The sequence below is a fragment of the Parafrankia discariae genome (genome assembly GCF_000373365.1).
Taxonomy (GTDB): domain Bacteria; phylum Actinomycetota; class Actinomycetes; order Frankiales; family Frankiaceae; genus Parafrankia; species Parafrankia discariae.
Genome location: NZ_KB891268.1, coordinates 1 through 18,021 on the forward strand (window position 1 = coordinate 1; position 18,021 = coordinate 18,021).

Consider the following 18,021-nt stretch of genomic DNA (forward strand, 5'->3'; position numbering starts at 1 on the left):
AGATCGTCCGGAAGAAAGAAGGCCAGAAAGGCTTCCAGCCGCTCCCGAAACGCTGGGTCGTGGAACGCACCCTGGCGTGGATCACCGGCCACCGTCGTCTCGCCCGCGACTACGAACGTGACCCGGCCAGCTCCGCCACCTTCGTCTACTGGGCCATGATCCGCACCATGGTCCGCCGCCTCGCTCGTCGTGCCCCTGCCTCACGCTGGACCCCCAGAAAGGCGACCGAGAGCTAAGAACATCAAGATTCAGGACAGGCACTCAGTTCGATCGACGAGCTACTTCCCTAGGGCGGAGGGAGATGAGTCGCGATCAGTCACCTGAGGAGCGAGACTCCCAACGTGCCGTCAGGACTTCTTTTATACACCCGTATGGCGTGGAGTGTCAGCCTCTGCCAAAGCTTTTTGCAGCAACTTCTCGCGATCTGAGCGGCGGGATACCGTGTGCACCGGAACGTGACCAGATCACCACGGGATACATCGCGCCTCGGGGTTATGGATGAGGTAACAGATATACGCTGCGTTCACCGATCGATACGCAGAGCGAGCGCCAACTCGGGCGCTTCAAGCCCATCGATCCGAGGGCGCACCGCAGGCTGGACTTTACACGCATACAGCATCTGCCGTACGTTTGTATAAGGACAAGATTTTCGAAGTAGTTCGCGGCCGTGGCGCGTGGACTTGCCGACGAACGAGGAGGGGACCGTGGTGCTGGGCCACGCGGCCAGAGCAACAAGGCCGACCGGGACTAGAGGCTGTGGATCACAGCACATCACCTGCGGTAACGGCGATATGGCGCTGACAGGGCATAGGTGACGGGCGCCTGGCGACCCGCCGCTCGCCCGACCACGGTACTGACCCCCGAAACCAGCTGTCGGGCAGTCACCCGCGCAGCGAAGACCCGGCATCTCGGTCAATTGGTCGGCACCCTCGCCTCGGCGGCGGAGGGTACAGACTCGCCCCATGGTGCGCGAGCTGAGCGAAACAGGAGTAGGACATGGGCAAACTCGACGGCAAGGTCGTTCTCATCACCGGCGCAGCGCGCGGTCAGGGAAGAAGCCATGCTGTGCGGTTGGCGGCCGAGGGGGCAGACATCATCGCGGTCGACATCTGCGAGCAGATAGCCAGCGTGCGTTACCCGCTCGCCACCCCAGACGATCTGGCTACCACAGTCAAGGAGGTCGAAGCACTCGGCCGGCGCATCGTGGCCGCGCAGGCCGACGTTCGAGACAGGGTGCAGTTGCGGAACGCCGTCGACCGAGGCCTCGCCGAGTTCGGGCGGTTGGACGTGGTGTGCGCGAACGCCGGAATCTGCCCCCTGCAGGACGAGACGACCTGTAGCAGCTTCATCGACGCGGTGGACGTGGACTTCGTCGGTGTCCAGAACACAGTGGCAGTGGCCTTGCCGTATCTGGGAGACGGTTCGTCGATCATCGTCACCGGCTCGACCGCAGGGATGATCAAAGGAACGACGGACGCGATGGGTTCGCCGGGTGGCGTCGGCTATGCGATTGCCAAGCAGTTGATAGCCCGGTACGTCGAGGTGTTGGCTCTGCAGCTCGCTCCGCACTTCATCCGGCTCAATGCAATCCATCCGACCAACGTCAATACTCGTCTGTTGCAGAACGACGATATCTACAAGGCGTTTCGGCCGGATCTAGAAAATCCGACGCGGGCCGACGCCGAGCTCTCATTCCCGAACATGCAAGCGATGCCTATCCCGTACATCGAGGTGGAAGACGTCTCAGCCTTGGTCGCATATCTTGCCAGCGACGAGTCGCGATACATGACCGGTCTGAACATCCGGCTGGACGCGGGCGCGATGCTCAAAGCTCCCCCCGCCTTCTAGCTCCGGCTAGGAGCATCCGGGTGTATTCTGTGTCCGCTCCGCCAGGTCCCCAGCGGTAGAGCCTACGGTGCAGAGGACGGCTGGACGACCACGAATCTGCAGGTGCGCATTTTACGGCGGAAAACCCGACGAACGTTCCGAAGGCTGGCATCGAGGGAGAAATCACATGATTCGATCTGAACGATTTGGCACTTCTAGGACGGCGACAACTCGCCGCAAGACGAGCGGCGACCCACTGGTCGTTTTTCGGTCGGGCCTCCTGCCGTGAAACCGATGGAAGATCATGTGGCTGTCGTGACGGGTGCCGCCAGCGGCATAGGGCTCTCCGTCGCGAAAAGCCTTGCCGTCGTCGGCGTGCGAGTCCTGCTGACCGATCTCGACGACGACGCTCTCGAGGCCGCGGCTGGCCTCATACGAGACCACGGCGGCGTGGTCGAGACCTCACAGCTCGACGTTCGTGACCCCGCTGCGGTCGAACGGGTAGCAGACCTCGCCGTGACACGCTTCGGCGGGCTGCACATCGCGGTCAACAACGCCGGGATCGTCAACCGAGGGCTTGCCTGGGAATTGTCTCTCGACGACTGGCATCGCGTCTTGGACGTCAACCTCTGGGGCGTGATTCACGGCGTCCGGGCTTTCGTGCCACGCATACTCGCGACGGGCCGGCAAGGGCACGTAGTGAACGTTGCCTCGATGGCCGCCGTCCACCCGCAGGCCCGGCTCGGGCCGTACACGGTCGCTAAGCACGGCGTCCTCGGTCTGTCCGATGTGCTGCGGGACGACCTCGCCGCCGTAGGATCATCTGTCGGCGTCAGCGTAGTTTTCCCCGGCCGCATCCGCACAGGAATGAACCCGATCGGCTCCGTCGACCCAGCTACCGTGGCACGCAATGTCATGGACGCTATCGAACGGCGGCGTCCCTATGTCTTCACCGACGACCACTCGGCGGATGCCGTTCAGACCCGGCTACAGACCATCATCGCGGCCCGCGACGACGTCATTTCCTGACCGTACGGTTCACCGGACCGGGATCGGACCCGGCAAGTCAGAATTGATCGCGCATCGTCAGCCGTACAACCGGTATTGAGCCCTGGGCCACGATGCGAATATGGCCATCCGAGTCGGATGCGACTATCCCAGATCCAAGCTGCGGGCAGGCGGAAGACCCACCCGGACGAGAGAAGGAAATGACAGTGGAGATGTCTCGACCGATCCGAGTTGCGCAGTGGGCAACCGGCACCATCGGTGCGTACGCCATGCGCGCAGTGATCGAGCACGGCGACATGGAGCTGGTCGGAGTGCGAGTTTATTCTCAGGCCAAGGAAGGCAAGGACGCTGGCGAGCTATGCGGTTTACCCCCGATCGGAGTCACGGCGACACGCGATATCGAGGACATCCTGACCCTGCGGCCGGAGTGCGTACTTTACATGCCCGAACGCACCGAGGTTACCGACGTCTGCCGACTGTTGGAAAACGGGATCAACATCGTCACGACGCGCGCAGAATTCTTCAACGCCGAGACGATGGAGCCCGCCTTACGCGAGGCCGTCGAGGCCGCCTGCCGAGCGGGCGGCGCGTCCATTCATGCGACCGGGTCCAGCCCCGGTTTCATCACCGAAGTTCTCCCCGTCTGCGTCACCTCGCTGGCCCGGCGGCTCGATTTCCTCGCAATCGAGGAATTCGCTAATTGCCTCGAAGCCTGCTCGATCGGAATGCTGACTCAGGGCATGCATTTCGGCGATTCACCCGAGCAGTTTGCCAAGCACGACGTCAGCGCACGCGACGAGGTGTTCAAGAACTCGCTCAGCCTGATCGCCTCGGCTCTCGGCCTGCCGATCGACGGGTTCGAGGATTCCGCCGAGATCGCGTTGTGTCGGCACGACACGAAGCTGCGTGAAGTTACTATTTCGGCCGGAACGGTCGGTGCGCAGCGCATGTCGGTAACCGGTCTGCGCAACGGCAGGCCGCTGATGCGCTTTCGTTCCAACTGGTTCGTGACGATGGACGTCGAACCCGCCTGGGACCTTCGCGGCGACGGTTGGCGCCTCACGATGGAAGGCGATACCCCGGTCGACATGCTGATCGACTTGCCGATGCCGATCGAGAAGGACGAGCGAGCCTCGGGGCGCTACACCGCCCATCGTCCGGTGAATGCCGTTCCTTACGTGGTCGCGGCACCGCCGGGAATAATCCCCACAACCGAACTGCCACAGATCATGGCCGAGCTCGGCTGAAAATGGCCCGGCTGCGCGATAGCCATCGGTCGGTTTCGACAAAAATCTGATCTTCCGCTGCCACGGGTGCCGGGCATTTTTGCCTCCGTGAATTGGGCAGGCCCGGCACCCGCCGGCGCTCGAGGTGGAGAGCCCCGCGCCGCAACTGTCGAAGTTCGCCGGCGGCGCGCGCTACAACTCGGTGGTCGGTGGGGCACTGTTGCATCGGCGAAGTCCGCCATCACCCAGCTGCGGATCAGCCATGATCGAGTGATGCGTCGACGTCGTGCCCGTCCACCGGCTCCGACATCGGAGTTCGCGGGGTTCCGGTTCCCACCTGAGGTGATCGTGCTGGCGGTCCGCTGGTACCTACGGTTCGCGCTGTCGTACCGGGACGTCGAGGAGCTGCTCGCTGAGCGCGGCATCGAGGTTGACCACGTCACGATCTACCGGTGGGTCCAACGCTTCACGCCCTTGCTGATCGACGCCGCACGGCCCTGCCGGCACCGTCCTGGTGACAGGTGGTTCGTCGACGAGACGTACGTCGAGGTCGCCGGGCGGTGGACGTACCTGTACAGGGCGGTTGACCAGCACGGACAGGTCATCGATGTCCTCGCCAGCCTCCGACGCGACCAGGCCGCCGCCCGCCGGTTCTTCGCCCAGGCGCTGTCCCACGGGCGTCGGCCGGTCGAGGTCACCTCCGACAAGGCACCCGTCTACCCGCGGATCCTCGACGAGCTGGTTCCCGAGGCCTGCCATGTGGATGCCGCGCGGGAGAACAACCGGATCGAATCCGATCACAGCCGGTTGAAAGCACGGCTCCGGCCGATGCGCGGGTTGAAACGGCTGCGGTCCGCCCAGACGATCAGCGCAGGGCATGCCTTCGTCCAGAACATCCGCCGCGGCCACTACGAACTCGAGATCGACACCGAACCGCACGCACGACTGCCGCGTTCACCGAGCTCACCTTCGCGATCTGATCACGCGCTCGACAGGGCCCAGCCATGCCTGCCATCTCGCAATGCAACAGACCCTGGGAAGATTGTCGGCGGTTCCTGAACACTGACCTCCTGTGGCGCTGAGACAAACGACTGATCACTCATCATCTGTGCTTGACCACGTCAGCTGCCTTTTCCCGGTTCGGGTGAGGTGATGCTCTGGCTGGCGCGGAGCATGGCTTGGTAGAGGGTGGCTTCCCCGGGTGGGTCGGGCAGAGGGCCGCGGGCGGGGGCTTGGAAGGACTGGATCATCAGGGCGACGAGACGGCGCCAGGCGTCGGGTGCGGCGTCGCCGGTGGCGTTGACGACGCCGGCGTTGGCCATGAGTAGGAGGACCAGGTCCCGGCTGGTGAAGTCCTCGCGTAGGTGCCCGCTGTCCTGGGCGCGGGCGATGAGTGCGAGGAAGCCGTTGTACGCCTCGGCGCGGCGGGCTTCGAGAGCTTTGGCGGCGGGGAAGGTCATGGTCAGGATGTCGGCGAAGCCGCGGTCGGCGGCTTGCATCGCGCAGACCGTCTCGATGAACCCCGCGAATCCGTCCCACGGATCGGGGTGGTTCAGGGCCGTGGCGACCGCGGCGACGTAGGTGTCCATCCGGTCGGCGAAGACGGCGGCGACGAGTTCCTCCTTGCTGGGGAAGCGGCGGAAGATGGTGGCGATCCCTACCTCCGCCTCGCGGGCTACCGAGGCCATGGAGGCGTTGAGGCCGTCGCGCCCGAACACCTTCCGCGCGGCGGCGATGATCCGCGCCCGGTTGCGCTCGGCGTCGCTGCGCAACGGCTGGGCGGCGGGCTCGGCGGTGCCGTCGGTGTGCTGGGCCCCGGGGTTCATGCCCCCAGCCTAACGAATCGGAGTGGCCTATCCGGTTCTCGTGCTACAGTGGTCGAGTAAACCGGATAGGGCCATCCGGATCCATGAATCGGATACCCCTATCCATATAGCCTCTCGAAAGGTTCACCATGCCCGCCATCGCCATCGTCGGGGCCGGCCCCCAGCTGGGTCTGGCCATCGCCCGCACCTTCGGCTCCCACGGCTTCGACGTCGCCCTGATCGCCCGCAACCGCGCCAAGCTCGACGAGCTCGTCGGCAAGCTCGGCGCTGAGGGCATCACCGCCGCCGCGTTCCCCGCGAACGTGCTCGACCCCGCCGGGCTCACCGGCGCGCTCGAGGAGGCCGCCGCACAGTTCGGCGGGATCGATGTCCTGGAGTACTCCCCGGTGGGGACGCTTGGCTCCACCATCCTGACCAGTCCGTCCGAGACCGACCCGTCCCATGTGCAGCACGAGATGGGGTTCCAGCTGTACGGGGCCATCACCGCCACGAAGGCGGTGCTGCCCGCGATGCGTGAGGCCGGCGTGGGCACCCTGCTCTACACCACCGGAGCCGGCTCGATCGACCCTGTTCCGATGATCGCCAATGTCAATGCCGCCGCCGCGGCACTGCGTAACTGGGTGATCAACCTGCACAAGGAACTGGCTGGCGCCGGTATCCAGGCCGCCCACGTCGGCATCGACGTGTCGATCGGCACCGCCGTCATCCCCGGCGCGCCGGTGGCCCAGCCCGAGGAGATCTCCCCCGTCTACTGGGAGCTGCACACCACCCACCGCGACGCGGCCGAGCGTGTCTTCAGCCGCTGACACCGCACCGGCTGCCCTGATCCGCCCTTCGTCGAACCCTGATCGCGCCGCGGCGTGATCTCGGAGAGAAGGCCCCGCCCGATGAACGTGTTCCTGTGGATCGTGCAGGGCCTGCTGGCTGCGGCGTTCGCGGTCGCCGGCGTCCTGAAGTCCACCCGGTCCCGCGAGCAACTCATTCCCCAGCTGCCGTGGGTGAGCGATGTGTCGACCCCGGTGGTGCGTCTGATCGGTGCCGTCGAGTTCGCCGGTGCCCTCGGCCTGATTCTCCCAGGTGCCTTCGACATCGCCACCGTGCTCACCCCGCTGGCCGCCACCGGCCTCGCGGTGATCATGGTCCTGGCCATGGGTCTCCACGCCCGCCGCAAGGAGCCGGCGGCCATCGCGTTCAACGCGGTGCTACTCATCCTCGCGGCGGTCGTGATGTGGGGCCGATTCGGACCCCACGCCCTTTGACCCGCTCCCGCGCCGGGGCTCTGCCCCCGCCACGCGCCCGCGTACCCGGTTGGCTCGACGATCGGGCGCTGCTGATGCCGCTCTTCCGCTTCTCTCCCGCAAAGGATGTCTGACATGCAGATCGCCGGCTCCGTGGCCCTCGTCACCGGCGCCAGCCGCGGGCTGGGCCGCCACTTCGCCGACCAGCTCCTGCAACGTGGTGCGGCCAAGGTGTACGCCACCGCGCGCCGTCCCGACAGCGTCGACGTACCGGGGGCGGAGGTGCTCTCCCTGGACATCACCGACCCGGCCTCCATCGCCGCCGCGGCCAAAGCCGCCGGCGACGTGACCCTGCTGGTCAACAACGCCGGCGTCGCGACGTTCACCAACCTGACGACCAGCGACATGGACATGATCCGGCTGGAGATGGACACCCACTACTACGGCCCGCTGAACATGATCCGCGTCTTCGCCCCGATTCTGAGGGCAGGTGGGGGTGGGGCGATCGTGAACGTGCTGTCGGCAGGCGCCTGGGCCCCCAGCGAACACACCAGCTCCTACTGCGCGGCCAAAGCGGCCGCCTGGAGCCTGACCAACAGCGTCCGCCTCGAACTCGCCTCTCAGAACACGCAGGTCACCGGGCTCATCCTCGGCCCGACGGACACCGACATGAGTGCGGGTGTGGAGGTGGACAAGAACGACCCGGCCGACGTCGTGCGCGCCACCCTCGACGGCATCGAGGCCGGCCACTCCGAGGTCATCGCCGACGCCCTGTCCGCCCAGGCCAAGGCCAACCTCGCCCTCGACCCCGCCCAGGTCTACCAGCCCACGTCGGGCCCAGGCGAAGCAGTCAATCACCTTCGCGGGCATCAGGATCGCGCAACGGGCCGCCGTCCGACGATCTCCCCCGCACCGCGAACGACTGGCTTCGCACCCCTGGCGGGCAAGGCCGCAGCCTCTACCTTCCCGCCGGCTCTGTTCGGGTGCCGGGCGGGTCGTGGTCGGTGTCTATCACCAGATGTTCAGTCGCCCAGCGTTCGAGTTCGGCCAGGGCGGGACGCAGCGCCTCACCGCGCGGCGTGAGCCGGTAGCGGACGCCGACCGGCGGGCCCTCGATCACCTCGCGCGCCACCAGACCGGCCTGGACGAGTTCGTTCAACCGTCCCGACAACATCCGCTCGGTGACACCGGGCACCAACTTGGAGATCTCGGAGAAGCGTGCGGGGCCGGCCAGGAGCGTGCCGATGATCAGACCACTCCAGCGCTTGCCGAGCAGAGCGAAGACCGGCGTCAGCACGTGACAGCTCACCGCGTCTCGCTCCGATGGCTCCATCCGCTCATGGTACCCGCGGTCAACAGACCCTCGACAGTTGCTATATTTTCAGCGGCAACTATACTTTTACAACCATCAGCCGCTCCCGAGAAAGGTCAGCTGTGACAACTCCCTCCGTGTCAAACCCGTCAGGGCCAGCACTCTCCGAAGCCAGCGCGCTGCCGCTGGCCGCCGGCGTCTGGCCCATCGACCCCGCGCACTCCGGTGTCTACTTCCAGGTCCGCCACCTCGGCGTCACCAACGTCCGCGGCCGGTTCGACGTGTTCAACGGGACACTGACCATCGGCGAGACTCTTGCCGACGTAGCCGTCGAGGCCACGATCGACATGGCCTCGGTCAACACGAACCAGGCCGATCGAGACGCCCACCTGCGCTCCACCGACTTCTTCGACATCGAACGCAACCCGACCATGCACTACCAGTCCGTGTCGGTGACCGCCGACGAGGACGACTACCAGGTCGCCGGCAACCTGACGATCAACGGGATCACCAAGCCCGTGACCCTGGCGGTGGAGTTCTACGGCGTCGATGTCCATCCCGCGGACAACCGGACCAGGGCCGGGTTCGCCGCGACCACCGAGATCCGTCGCAGTGACTACGGCATCGACTTCAACATGCCCCTCGGCGCCGGCAAGCTCGCCCTCGGCGACAAGATCAAGGTAGAACTCGACCTCCAGTTCATCGCCCCATGACAAGACCGGCGCAGGCCGAGATCCCGGCTTCGCACCTGGACCTGCTCACCCAGCCCCTGACCGCAGTCCTGACCACTGTCGGCGCGGACGGCCGGCCGCAATCGACCGCGGTCTGGTACCTCTTCCGCGGGTCGATTCTGCGAACATCCATGATCACTACTCGGCAGAAGTACAAGAACCTGCTACGCAACCCCGTCGCGAGCCTGTTCATCCTCGACCCGGCCAACCCTCTCCGCGCCCTGGAGATCCGCGCCGACGTCGAGCTGACCCCCGACCCGGGTAAAGAGCTGCTCCCGCTGTTCGCCAAGCACTACGGCGTCGACGAGGCAATGCTCAACCTCCCCGGCACGGAACGAGTGACCGCGACCCTCCACCCCATCCGAGTCGTCGCCTCCGCCCTCGGGTGACCACCATCCTGCACTCCTTCCGCCACGGTCTCGGGGCCATCAGGCGTGCCGGCGGAACCATCCGCGGGCCGCGAGCCCGGCCACGGACGCGACGAGCGCCACGCATCCCACCGCGGCGGCCCGGCCGGTCGCGCGCCTGAGACCGGGCAGCGCGGCGGAGATGTTCGGTTCCACCTGACGGCTGCCCATGGCCAGACCCCCGATGTGGGAGTCGACAGTGGCCCCGACGGTGACAAGCCGGCCGGCCGGTCCGTCGATCTCGACCGTCATGCCTTCGGCCGTGAGGATGTCCGCGAGCTCCCGCAGGCCGGCACGCCCGGCGGGAGCAGCGGCCGGCAGCAGGCCGGACGGGAGGGCTGCGAGGAGATCGCCCGCGACTGACAACAGGCGGCCCGGCTGAAGGGTGGTGATCCGGATACGGTCGCCGGACATCTCGACGCGCCCGCCGACCGGACCGGACCCGTCTGGTCCGGGGCGTGTGCCCCGGCCAGTGCCCACACCCGTTCCCGCGTGGCCGCCACTGCGCGGAACACCCCGGCCAGCACCCGGTCGACATCGTCCGCCAGCCGGTCGACGGTCCGTGACACCGTGGGATCCGACGCCACCGGGCCGGACAGCTCCGGCTCGACGCGCAGCAGACCGATGTCGGCCAGGCAGTCCCCGCCGAGCGCGAGGCTGACCGCGAGATCGGTGAGCACCTTCGCCGGATCATGGGTCGCGGTCGGCGCACGCCACGGCGCGAGCGCCTCGGACAGTGCGGCCCCCAGCCCGGACACCCGGACAGTTTCGGTCAGCAGTAGCGCACCCGCCGACGACACGACACCACGCCCGGCGGCGTCGATGGGGACAGACGGGTAGACACCGGTAGGCTTCACCGCGAAGGTGCTCCTTGATACGGGATGGATCAGGCCCTCGACAAGCCCGATTTTCCCTGCTCAGGAGCACTTTCTCGTTTATCCCCACCCAACAGACGATCAGCCCGGTGAAAGCCCGAGGCTAGGGGATTCCGCCTAGAAGTCACCGCGCGAACGTTTACGCGGAGCGGTTCGTGCTCGCCGTCATCGGTCGCGTCGTACCAGCTTCGCCTCGTCTTCGCGAGGCTCAGGGGTGAGATGCGGTTCGGGTGCCGCAGCGGTGTTATACGGAATATCCGGCAGGGTGTGGTGGGAGCCGGAGTGTGTCGGGGTTGGTGGTGCGGGTGGTGTGGGCTGGTCCCGGTGCTCTGGCTGGGGCGGCGGCCTGTGAGCTGGTGTGGGTCGGCGTCGTTTGATCACTGCTCGGGTGGCGGGTTCGCTGAGGCGGGCTGCGATGGGTCCGATGACGGCCATGAGTAGGACGTAGCTGGCGGCGAGGGGTCCTAGTCGTGGTTCGACGTCGGCGGCGACGGCGAGGCCGGCGATGACGATGGAGAACTCGCCGCGGGCGATGAGGGCTGTGCCCGCGCGGAAGCGGCCCATGGTGGCGATCCCGGCTCGGCGTGCCGCCCACCAGCCTGTCGCGGTTTTCGTGACCACGCCCGCGGCGGCGAGCAGGAGCGCGGTGAGCAGCGCTGGGGGGATCTGTTCGGGGTTGGTCTGCAGGCCGAAGAACACGAAGAACACCGCGGCGAACAGGTCGCGTAGGGGGGCCAGGACTTCCCGGGCGCCTTCGGCGACGGGTCCGGACAGGGCGATGCCGACGAGGAACGCGCCGACCGCGGCGGAGATCTGCAGCTGCTGCGCGACGCCGGCGACGAGGAGCGCGAGACCGAGGGCGCGGAGCAGGATGATCTCGTCGTTGCGGTCGGAGGTGGGGTTGAACACGAGCCGGGTGACCTTGGCGCTGTGTTTCAGAGCGAGGAACAGAACCGTGACCATGGCAGCGAGCGCGAGGGCGAGGGACAACGACCCCCGCGCGACGGTCTGGCCCGCGAGAAGCGCGGTGAGGATGGGCAGATAGATCGCCATCGCCAGGTCCTCGATGACGAGCACGGAGAGCACGACGGGGGTTTCGCGGTTCCCGAGCCGGCCGAGGTCGCCGAGGACCTTGGCGATGATTCCCGAGGAGGAGATGGCGGTGACGCCGCCGAGCACGACCGCGGCGCGCCATCCCCAGCCGAGCAGGAACGCGGCGGCGACCCCGGGGGCGGCGTTGAGGGCCAGGTCGAGGCCGCCTGCTGGGGCGTTGCGGCGAAGGCCGGAGAGCAGCTCGTCGGCGGTGTATTCCAGTCCGAGGGTGAGGAGGAGGAGAACGACACCGATCTCGGCGCCGACCTCGATGAACTCCTCACTCGCCCCGAGGGGTAGCAGCCCGCCGTGTCCGAACGCGAGGCCGCCGAGCAGGTAGAAAGGGATCGGTGAGATACCGAACCGGGTCGCGACGTGTCCGAGCACGCCCAGGGAGAACAGGACCACGCCCAGTTCGAGGAAGATCGATGTTGAGGTGTGCATAGGGTCGCCGGCCGGTCAGCCGGAACGCAGGAGTTCACCGACGGCCACGGTGTTCTCCGGGGTCCCGACGACGACGACCACGTCCTCGGCCTGGAATCGGAAATCGGGCCGGGGGGAGGCGAGGACCTGCTGGTCACGGACCACGGCCACGATCGACGCGCCGGTGCGGGTCCGGGCCTGGGTGTCCCCGAGGAGACGCCCCGCGTAGGGCGACCCGGGAAGGATCGGGATCTGTTCGCCGACCAGTCCGGCGAACGCCTGGCTCAGATCAGCGAGCTTTCCCACGATGTGCGGGGCTCCGAGCAGTTCGGACAGCACGTCACTCTCCTCGACGGTCAGGGATATCGACTCGACGCAGGTGTCCGGGTCGTGTTCGTCGTAGAGGACCAGCACGCGGCGTCCGCTGTGGTGGGAGACGACACCGACGCGCCGTCCGGCCCGGGTGGAGAAGTCGTGGCGCAGCCCGATTCCGGGAAGCCCTGTCTCGTCAACCTTCATGATCCATCTACCTTGTTCTCGGGATCGGGGCCGCCGGCCGAGGAACGCGCACACAGGGTGGGATCACATGAGGAACCTGTGTCTCACCGTGGAGCTCACGTTCTGATGCCCGTGGCAGGCAGGGCAGCTTGAAAAGGACGCGGCGTCGAGGAATCGAGTCCTGGCGCGGCGGTGCGCGCGGGCGCCGACGATCAACCGGTGGATGCGGCAGCCCGACGCGCGAGCGGCCTCGCTATTTCCGGTACGCCGAGCCCGGTGGGCCGCGTGCGCCCGATGCGCCGGCCGGACCGGGCGACCACCGAGGTGACCGCGCATCCCGTGATCCCAGGAAGAATCCCGCAAAGACGAACAGAGCAGGCCCGGCGGCAAGACCGAGATCGTCAGGGCCGACGCGGGGATGCCACCCCGCCCAGTGCGAGCCGCGGCCCAGCGACGCAGAATTGACCTCGCCGCGGACCGGCTGGGACACGATCGACGCCGTCGCCGGAACGGCTCGGGCGGACCCTTCCGCCCACAGATCCAGCCGGCCCATGCCGCCCACACCGAGCAACCCGGCCAGGACGACAACCATCGCCCCCACCACACAGGCCTGCAGGCGGCGGGTTGTCGGCACAGCCACAGGCTAAACCACGCAGGTCCACCGAATCCGGCCGGTTGTGGCCGTGTGTGGTCCGCCGTCCTGCAGCTGTGGACGGCGGCTGCATGTGCCGCATAGATGTGATCTGTGCAGGTGCACAGCCCGGTGATGGCCGGAACGAGCAGGTCAGGGGGCTGCTGGTGCTGGGACGTGTCGCTGTGTGACACGAAGCACCTGAGGTTGTGTCGGATTCTCCAGGTACGGCCGTCGGTCGCTGCTCAGCCGGTTCCTCGGCCCCAGAGGCCCTAGGGCCGTGCCGGCCCGCGGAGGCGGGTGGGGGATCCGCTGTCGCGAGGGAGGGGGCCGTCGATGACGTCTGTTCGAGGGGAGCCACGCGGCGCCGGGATCCGCGCCGGACCGGGGCCGGCCACGGCGGGGGCACGGGTGGCTGTTGCGATGCTGGGGATCTGCTGGATTCGTTGGGCGAGGTGGTGTTCCGGACCGACGCGCAGGGTTGCTGGACGTATCTGAACCGGGCGTGGACGGCTCTGACCGGCTTCGGTGTCGTGGCCAGTCTGGGTGCCCGGTTCCTGGACTATGTCCACCCGGACGAGGTGGAGGCCACGGTCGCGCTGTTCAGGGGTGTGGTCGCGGGGGGTGTCGATCGCTGTCATCACGAGACCCGCTGCCGGACCCGGGACGGCAGCTACCGGCGGGTTCAGATCAGAGCGACCGTCCTACGGGACGCGGCGGGCGTGGTGGTCGGCAACACCGGGACGATCCTGGACGTCACCGCGCAGACCGCCGGGGAGCACACCGCGCTGCTGGAGTGGGTGTCCGCGGGGGTACCCGCCGGCGAGCTGCCGGTCGCGGTGGCGGTGTACGACGCCGACCTGCGGCTGTGGTGTGGCTCACCGGTCCTGGATCGGATCGCTCGTGTGCCCCAGCGGGTGGGGGATCGTCTTGCCCAGCTGACCGAACGGCTCTCGCCGGCGGCCGGGCCGCGGCAGCGTTCGCTGGGCGGCGAATGGGGCATGATCGCGGTGGCGCTGCGTACCCACCACGCCCAGATCGGTGATCTTGACCTGACGGGGGAGCGTGGTACCAGCCGGTCGATGCGGGTCGCTGTGATCCTGTGGGGCTCCAGAACTCCGATTTGGGCGGTGACCTGCGCGTTTGCCTGCGGGCGGGGCCCGTGTCGGGCAGGCTGGATGGTCATGGTGTGGTCCCTGTTCTACGCCCTGACACGCAACGCTCTCGGACTGATGCTGCTCCGGGTCCGCGGGGACACCGCGAAGGACGTCGAGCTCCTCGTCCTGCGACACCAGGTGGCGGTGTTACGACGGCAGGTGAACCGTCCGGCGCTGGAACCGGCGGATCGGGTGATCCTCGCAGCCCTGTCCCGGCTGTTACCCCGGGCCCGCTGGGACAGCTTCTTCGTCACCCCGGCCACCGTGCTGCGCTGGCACCGGGAGCTCCTCGCACGTCAATGGACCTACCCACGGAAGTCGCCCGGGCGGCCNCCGGTCCGCCGGGAGATCCGCGAGCTGGTCCTGCGCCTCGCGCGGGAGAACCCGACCTGGGGCCACCGCAGGATCCAAGGCGAGCTCGTCGGGCTGGGTTACTCGGTCGGGGTCGCCACCGTCTGGCGGATCCTGCACCGCGCCGGTGTCGACCCAGCGCCGCGGCGGGCCGACGCCTCCTGGCGCACGTTCCTGCGCGCCCAGGCCTCCGGCATCCTCGCCTGCGATTTCTTCACCGTGGACACCGCGTTCCTCCAACGGATCTACGTGCTCTTCGTCGTCGAACACGCCACCCGCCGTGTCCACGTCCTCGGGGTCACAAAGCACCCGACCGCGGCGTGGGTCACTCAGCGTGCGCGGAACCTGCTGATGGATCTCGAGGAACGGGGCCACCGGTTCCGGCTCCTCATCCGTGACCGCGACACGAAGTTCACGGTTTCCTTCGATGCTGTCTTTGCCGGAGCCGGTATCGACGTGGTGCGTACACCGCCACAGTGCCCGCAGGCGAACGTGATCGCGGAACGCTGGGTCGGCAGCGCCCGCCGGGAATGCACCGACAGGCTGTTGATCGTCTCCGAACGGCACCTGACCGCCGTCCTCACCAGCTACGCCGAGCATTTCAACACCCACCGGCCTCGCCGCTCCCTCGGCCAGCACCCGCCCGACTCACCACCCGTGGTCACCCCGACCCCGGGGTCCACCGTCCGTCGCACACGCATCCTCGGCGGGCTGATCAACGAGTACCACAACGCCGCCTGAAGACCTCCACAGACGATCACCCGGGCTGCAAAAGAGCAGCTCACAGACCGCACCCGGATTCTGGAGCCCAACAGGGTCAGCCCTTGCGGACTTGGCCGTTGTTGCTCCAAGCCGCGACCATACCGGTGGTAGAGGAGACCAGATAGTCGTCGCGGCGGTCGCCGTTGAGATCGGTGAGGAAGACCTGGTTGCGGGCCGCGCCGACACCGGTGGCGATCTCACCCTGGACGACCCAGGACAAGCCACCGCCACCGCAGTTGTTCCGCCAGGCCCAGATCCGGCCATGGTCGTTGACCGCCAGGTAGTCGTCCCGGTGATCGCCGTCGATGTCCGCGAAGGTGATCATCGAGCTGGGGAGGTCGACACCTGAGGCTGTCAACGGGCGATCTCACCCGCGGACTGCCAGGACACAGCACTGCTGCCACCGACAACGTTGAGCCAGGCGTTCGCCTGGCCCTGCGCGCCGACCACCAAATAGTTATCCCGACCGTCACCGTTGATATCGGCGAACCGCACGCTGTCCCGCGGCCCGGACCCTGAGGCACCTACCCGTCGTGACCCAGCGAGGCCGGGTCACTTCCGTCCTGCGCAGGGGTCTATCGGGGCAAGGGGCCGGGCTGCGCGGATCACACCCGAAGACCGTGACGGGGACCGCGGTGTCATGCTCTCCGCGTCACGCCTAATTAAATGCGGCACCCGTTGAGTGCGGTCTGGGGCGGGGATGAAGGATGCCGAATGTGACCAGGACGGTCCTGGTCCGGGAAGCTGCCCATCGCCCCCGCCGATGATGCTGTCACTCTTCGGGGGTGGAGGCACGGTCGAGGTCCGCTCCGCTGCCGACCTGGCGCTGGAGACCACTGCGTTGATGCCAGTCCAGGCACATCACTGTCGCATCGTCCTGCAAGGCGCCGCCGCAGGCATCGAGCACGAGCCTGGCCAGGTGCTGGACGAGTTCCCGGGGATGCAGCCGCCTGTTCGCCGCCAGCTGCGCGGGCAGGTCAATCCGTGCTGCGTTGCGGTCGACCATGCCGTCGGTGACGAACAGCAGACGGTCCCCCGGGCGCAGCTGAAGCTGACGGACGGTATAGACATGCCCGGCGAACATGCCGAACGCGGGGTCCGGCGGCCAGCCGATCTCCTCGACCACGTCATCTCGCAGCAGGTAGAACGGGATATGGCCGGCGTTCACGGCGCGCACCACACCGGTCGGCAGGTCGATGTGGAACAGCAGACCGGTGACGAACTGCTCCAGGTCGGAGTGCTTGACCATCATCGTGTTCACGTGGTCGGCCATCGCCGCCAGACCCCGCGGCCGCGGGTCCGGTTCCCGGCGAACGTTGCGCAGGCCGTTGACCGTCAAGGTTGCCAGGATGGCGGCGGCCAGTCCGTGGCCCATCGCGTCGGTGAGCGACAGGTACAGGTCGGCCCGTCCGAAGGAGTAGTCGAAGGTGTCTCCCGCGACGGAGGCCGCCGGCTCCAACCAGCCGGCGATCGTCGCCTGCGCACTCTCACAGGTGAACGAGTCCGGCAGGAGTCTGCGCTGGATCTCGGCCGCGAGCTCGAGGGGCACCGAACGCCGTCCCCACTCGAACAGGTCGGTGTAGCGCCGGTTCAGCACGACCGTGTACGCGAACAGGTGCGCAGCCTGCGAAATCTCGGCCGTCAGATGATCCAGATAACCTGCGGCGGAGAATCCAGTTGGTGCCGCATCAGCGCTCCCGTCGGCCGCGGGGAAGGCGACCTCGATCACGCCGATCGCCTCACCGCGCGCGGTGACCGGCGCGATGACAACCACCTGCTCGTCGCCGTGGTGCAGCGTCGGGCGCTGGGTACGCAGCACCTGCCCCTGAGGCGTGCCGCGCACCGACACCCACTCCATGACCGTCCGGCCGCCGCGCGCCGTGGAGAACCGGGCGAGGACATCGCTGGAGTAGTCGGCGATCAGGAACGATGCTCCAAGCGCTCCCAGATCGTCCTGAAGGCGTGTCGCCAGCACGTCCACCGCATCGGCGGGGCCGCCTGCTCGATCGCCGTCAGCAGCGCACCCGCGTCGAAAACCCCTCGCTCGCGCACCGCCCCACCATAGGCACACTCCGGACAAGGTCGGACGACGGCAGCCACCGACACCGACGATCATCGGCCCGTGGCTGACGCAAGACCACGCAACACGGGCCAGATCCGGCGGGAAGCCGATGGCTGTCACGCTGCGGGAACACGACCCGGAACCTCAACCACGAGGAGGACGATACGGGTCACGCCTCGATCACGAGCCGCCGTCACCCGGCTTCGGACGACAGTCTCATACGGCACGGAGCGGAGGGCCACCTCGAAAGCGGCAAATTAAAAGTCGTTCTGGCGCCCGCCAGACGTTGCTCCAAGATCTTTCACTTCCAACGACATCGGATCCCCCCCAGCGGAACCCGTCAACCTGATCGAGGCAAGATCTTGTAGGAACTATTGAGCTGGTTGTTCTGTGGTGGTGCCTGGCTGGTTTGGGGTCTGTTCGGGTGGGTTGATCCAGGCTGGTGTCGGCAGCGGTGGTGGTGCTGGTGGGCGGCGGACGAACCGGTCTGGTCGGGTGGCGTAGGCGGCGGCGAGGACCTCGGCGCGGGCGGCCTGAACGGTCTCGGCCTGGCCGTGGTGGACGGTCGCGGGAGTGAGCAGGCCGATCCCGGAGT

Annotated in this window: 15 protein-coding genes and 6 pseudogenes; 12 read left to right on the forward strand and 9 right to left on the reverse strand. The window is 67.4% G+C overall.

The annotated features are described in order from the left end of the window. The 5 genes and pseudogenes from B056_RS38690 to B056_RS38695 form a co-directional block, all read left to right on the forward strand. Positions 1-236: pseudogene (locus B056_RS38690) on the forward strand (IS5 family transposase); the annotation flags it as partial. A 760-nt stretch (positions 237-996) separates the two neighbouring features. Next, a complete protein-coding gene (locus tag B056_RS0131280) occupies positions 997-1,848 on the forward strand; it encodes a mycofactocin-coupled SDR family oxidoreductase (RefSeq protein WP_026240359.1) in 852 nt (283 codons plus the stop codon). 273 nt (positions 1,849-2,121) lie between these two features. Continuing rightward, the gene (locus tag B056_RS0131285; protein WP_035753447.1) at positions 2,122-2,856 is read left to right on the forward strand and encodes an SDR family NAD(P)-dependent oxidoreductase; all 735 of its coding nucleotides are present in this window, start codon (positions 2,122-2,124) and stop codon (positions 2,854-2,856) included. A 179-nt stretch (positions 2,857-3,035) separates the two neighbouring features. Next, complete coding sequence (locus B056_RS0131290; protein WP_018505787.1) at positions 3,036-4,082, forward strand: NAD(P)H-dependent amine dehydrogenase family protein; 1,047 nt, start codon at positions 3,036-3,038, stop codon at positions 4,080-4,082. A 252-nt stretch (positions 4,083-4,334) separates the two neighbouring features. Continuing rightward, a pseudogene (locus B056_RS38695) lies at positions 4,335-5,041 on the forward strand (IS6 family transposase). Between the two features lie 141 nt (positions 5,042-5,182). On the opposite strand, the gene B056_RS0131300 reads toward B056_RS38695, so the two are convergent. Continuing rightward, positions 5,183-5,887 (reverse strand): TetR/AcrR family transcriptional regulator, encoded by a 705-nt coding sequence (locus tag B056_RS0131300; protein ID WP_018505788.1) that lies wholly within the window; start codon positions 5,885-5,887, stop codon positions 5,183-5,185. A gap of 128 nt (positions 5,888-6,015) precedes the next feature. Here B056_RS0131300 and B056_RS0131305 point away from each other — a divergent pair, with 128 nt between their 5' ends. The 3 genes and pseudogenes from B056_RS0131305 to B056_RS38700 all read left to right on the forward strand — a co-directional run. Continuing rightward, entirely contained in the window at positions 6,016-6,693 is a 678-nt protein-coding gene (locus B056_RS0131305; RefSeq protein WP_018505789.1) for an SDR family NAD(P)-dependent oxidoreductase, read from the forward strand. Positions 6,694-6,774: 81 nt separating this feature from the next. Next, the gene (locus tag B056_RS0131310) at positions 6,775-7,146 is read left to right on the forward strand and encodes a DoxX family protein (RefSeq protein ID WP_018505790.1); all 372 of its coding nucleotides are present in this window, start codon (positions 6,775-6,777) and stop codon (positions 7,144-7,146) included. A gap of 114 nt (positions 7,147-7,260) precedes the next feature. After that, a pseudogene (locus B056_RS38700) lies at positions 7,261-7,938 on the forward strand (SDR family oxidoreductase); the annotation flags it as partial. 145 nt (positions 7,939-8,083) lie between these two features. On the opposite strand, the gene B056_RS45045 reads toward B056_RS38700, so the two are convergent. Beyond that, entirely contained in the window at positions 8,084-8,458 is a 375-nt protein-coding gene (locus tag B056_RS45045; RefSeq protein WP_076784812.1) for a winged helix-turn-helix transcriptional regulator, read from the reverse strand. Positions 8,459-8,559: 101 nt separating this feature from the next. Between B056_RS45045 and B056_RS0131320 the strand changes: the two genes are divergently transcribed. Next, the gene (locus B056_RS0131320; RefSeq protein WP_035753452.1) at positions 8,560-9,150 is read left to right on the forward strand and encodes a YceI family protein; all 591 of its coding nucleotides are present in this window, start codon (positions 8,560-8,562) and stop codon (positions 9,148-9,150) included. Continuing rightward, positions 9,147-9,557, forward strand: coding sequence for a PPOX class F420-dependent oxidoreductase (locus tag B056_RS0131325; protein WP_018505793.1), 411 nt, complete (start codon positions 9,147-9,149; stop codon positions 9,555-9,557). Before B056_RS0131320 ends, B056_RS0131325 begins: the two co-directional genes overlap by 4 nt. 39 nt (positions 9,558-9,596) lie before the next feature. Here the strand turns inward: B056_RS0131325 and B056_RS45050 are convergent, their stop codons facing one another. From B056_RS45050 to B056_RS0131345, 4 genes and pseudogenes are all read right to left on the reverse strand, one after another. Continuing rightward, positions 9,597-9,827: a hypothetical protein gene (locus tag B056_RS45050; RefSeq protein WP_018505794.1), complete on the reverse strand. Its 231-nt coding sequence runs from the start codon at positions 9,825-9,827 to the stop codon at positions 9,597-9,599. Between the two features lie 191 nt (positions 9,828-10,018). Continuing rightward, a pseudogene (locus B056_RS41290) lies at positions 10,019-10,432 on the reverse strand (transposase); the annotation flags it as partial. Positions 10,433-10,615: 183 nt separating this feature from the next. Then, the gene (locus B056_RS0131340) at positions 10,616-11,986 is read right to left on the reverse strand and encodes a cation:proton antiporter (protein ID WP_018505795.1); all 1,371 of its coding nucleotides are present in this window, start codon (positions 11,984-11,986) and stop codon (positions 10,616-10,618) included. Between the two features lie 15 nt (positions 11,987-12,001). Further along, entirely contained in the window at positions 12,002-12,484 is a 483-nt protein-coding gene (locus tag B056_RS0131345) for a cation:proton antiporter regulatory subunit (RefSeq protein ID WP_018505796.1), read from the reverse strand. A gap of 819 nt (positions 12,485-13,303) precedes the next feature. Here B056_RS0131345 and B056_RS45855 point away from each other — a divergent pair. Together B056_RS45855 and B056_RS0131350 are read left to right on the forward strand one after the other, a co-directional pair. Further along, positions 13,304-13,849, forward strand: a pseudogene (locus tag B056_RS45855) (PAS domain-containing protein); the annotation flags it as partial. 423 nt (positions 13,850-14,272) lie between these two features. Continuing rightward, complete coding sequence (locus tag B056_RS0131350) at positions 14,273-15,343, forward strand: integrase core domain-containing protein (RefSeq protein ID WP_026240362.1); 1,071 nt, start codon at positions 14,273-14,275, stop codon at positions 15,341-15,343. A gap of 76 nt (positions 15,344-15,419) precedes the next feature. On the opposite strand, the gene B056_RS43270 is transcribed toward B056_RS0131350, so the two are convergent. From B056_RS43270 to B056_RS45055, 3 genes and pseudogenes are all read right to left on the reverse strand, one after another. Further along, on the reverse strand, positions 15,420-15,722 hold the full coding sequence (locus tag B056_RS43270) for an FG-GAP-like repeat-containing protein (RefSeq protein ID WP_230203286.1): 303 nt from the start codon (positions 15,720-15,722) through the stop codon (positions 15,420-15,422). Positions 15,723-16,136: 414 nt separating this feature from the next. Beyond that, a complete protein-coding gene (locus B056_RS38710) occupies positions 16,137-17,345 on the reverse strand; it encodes a PP2C family protein-serine/threonine phosphatase (protein WP_018505800.1) in 1,209 nt (402 codons plus the stop codon). Between the two features lie 452 nt (positions 17,346-17,797). Further along, positions 17,798-18,021: pseudogene (locus B056_RS45055) on the reverse strand (IS3 family transposase); the annotation flags it as partial.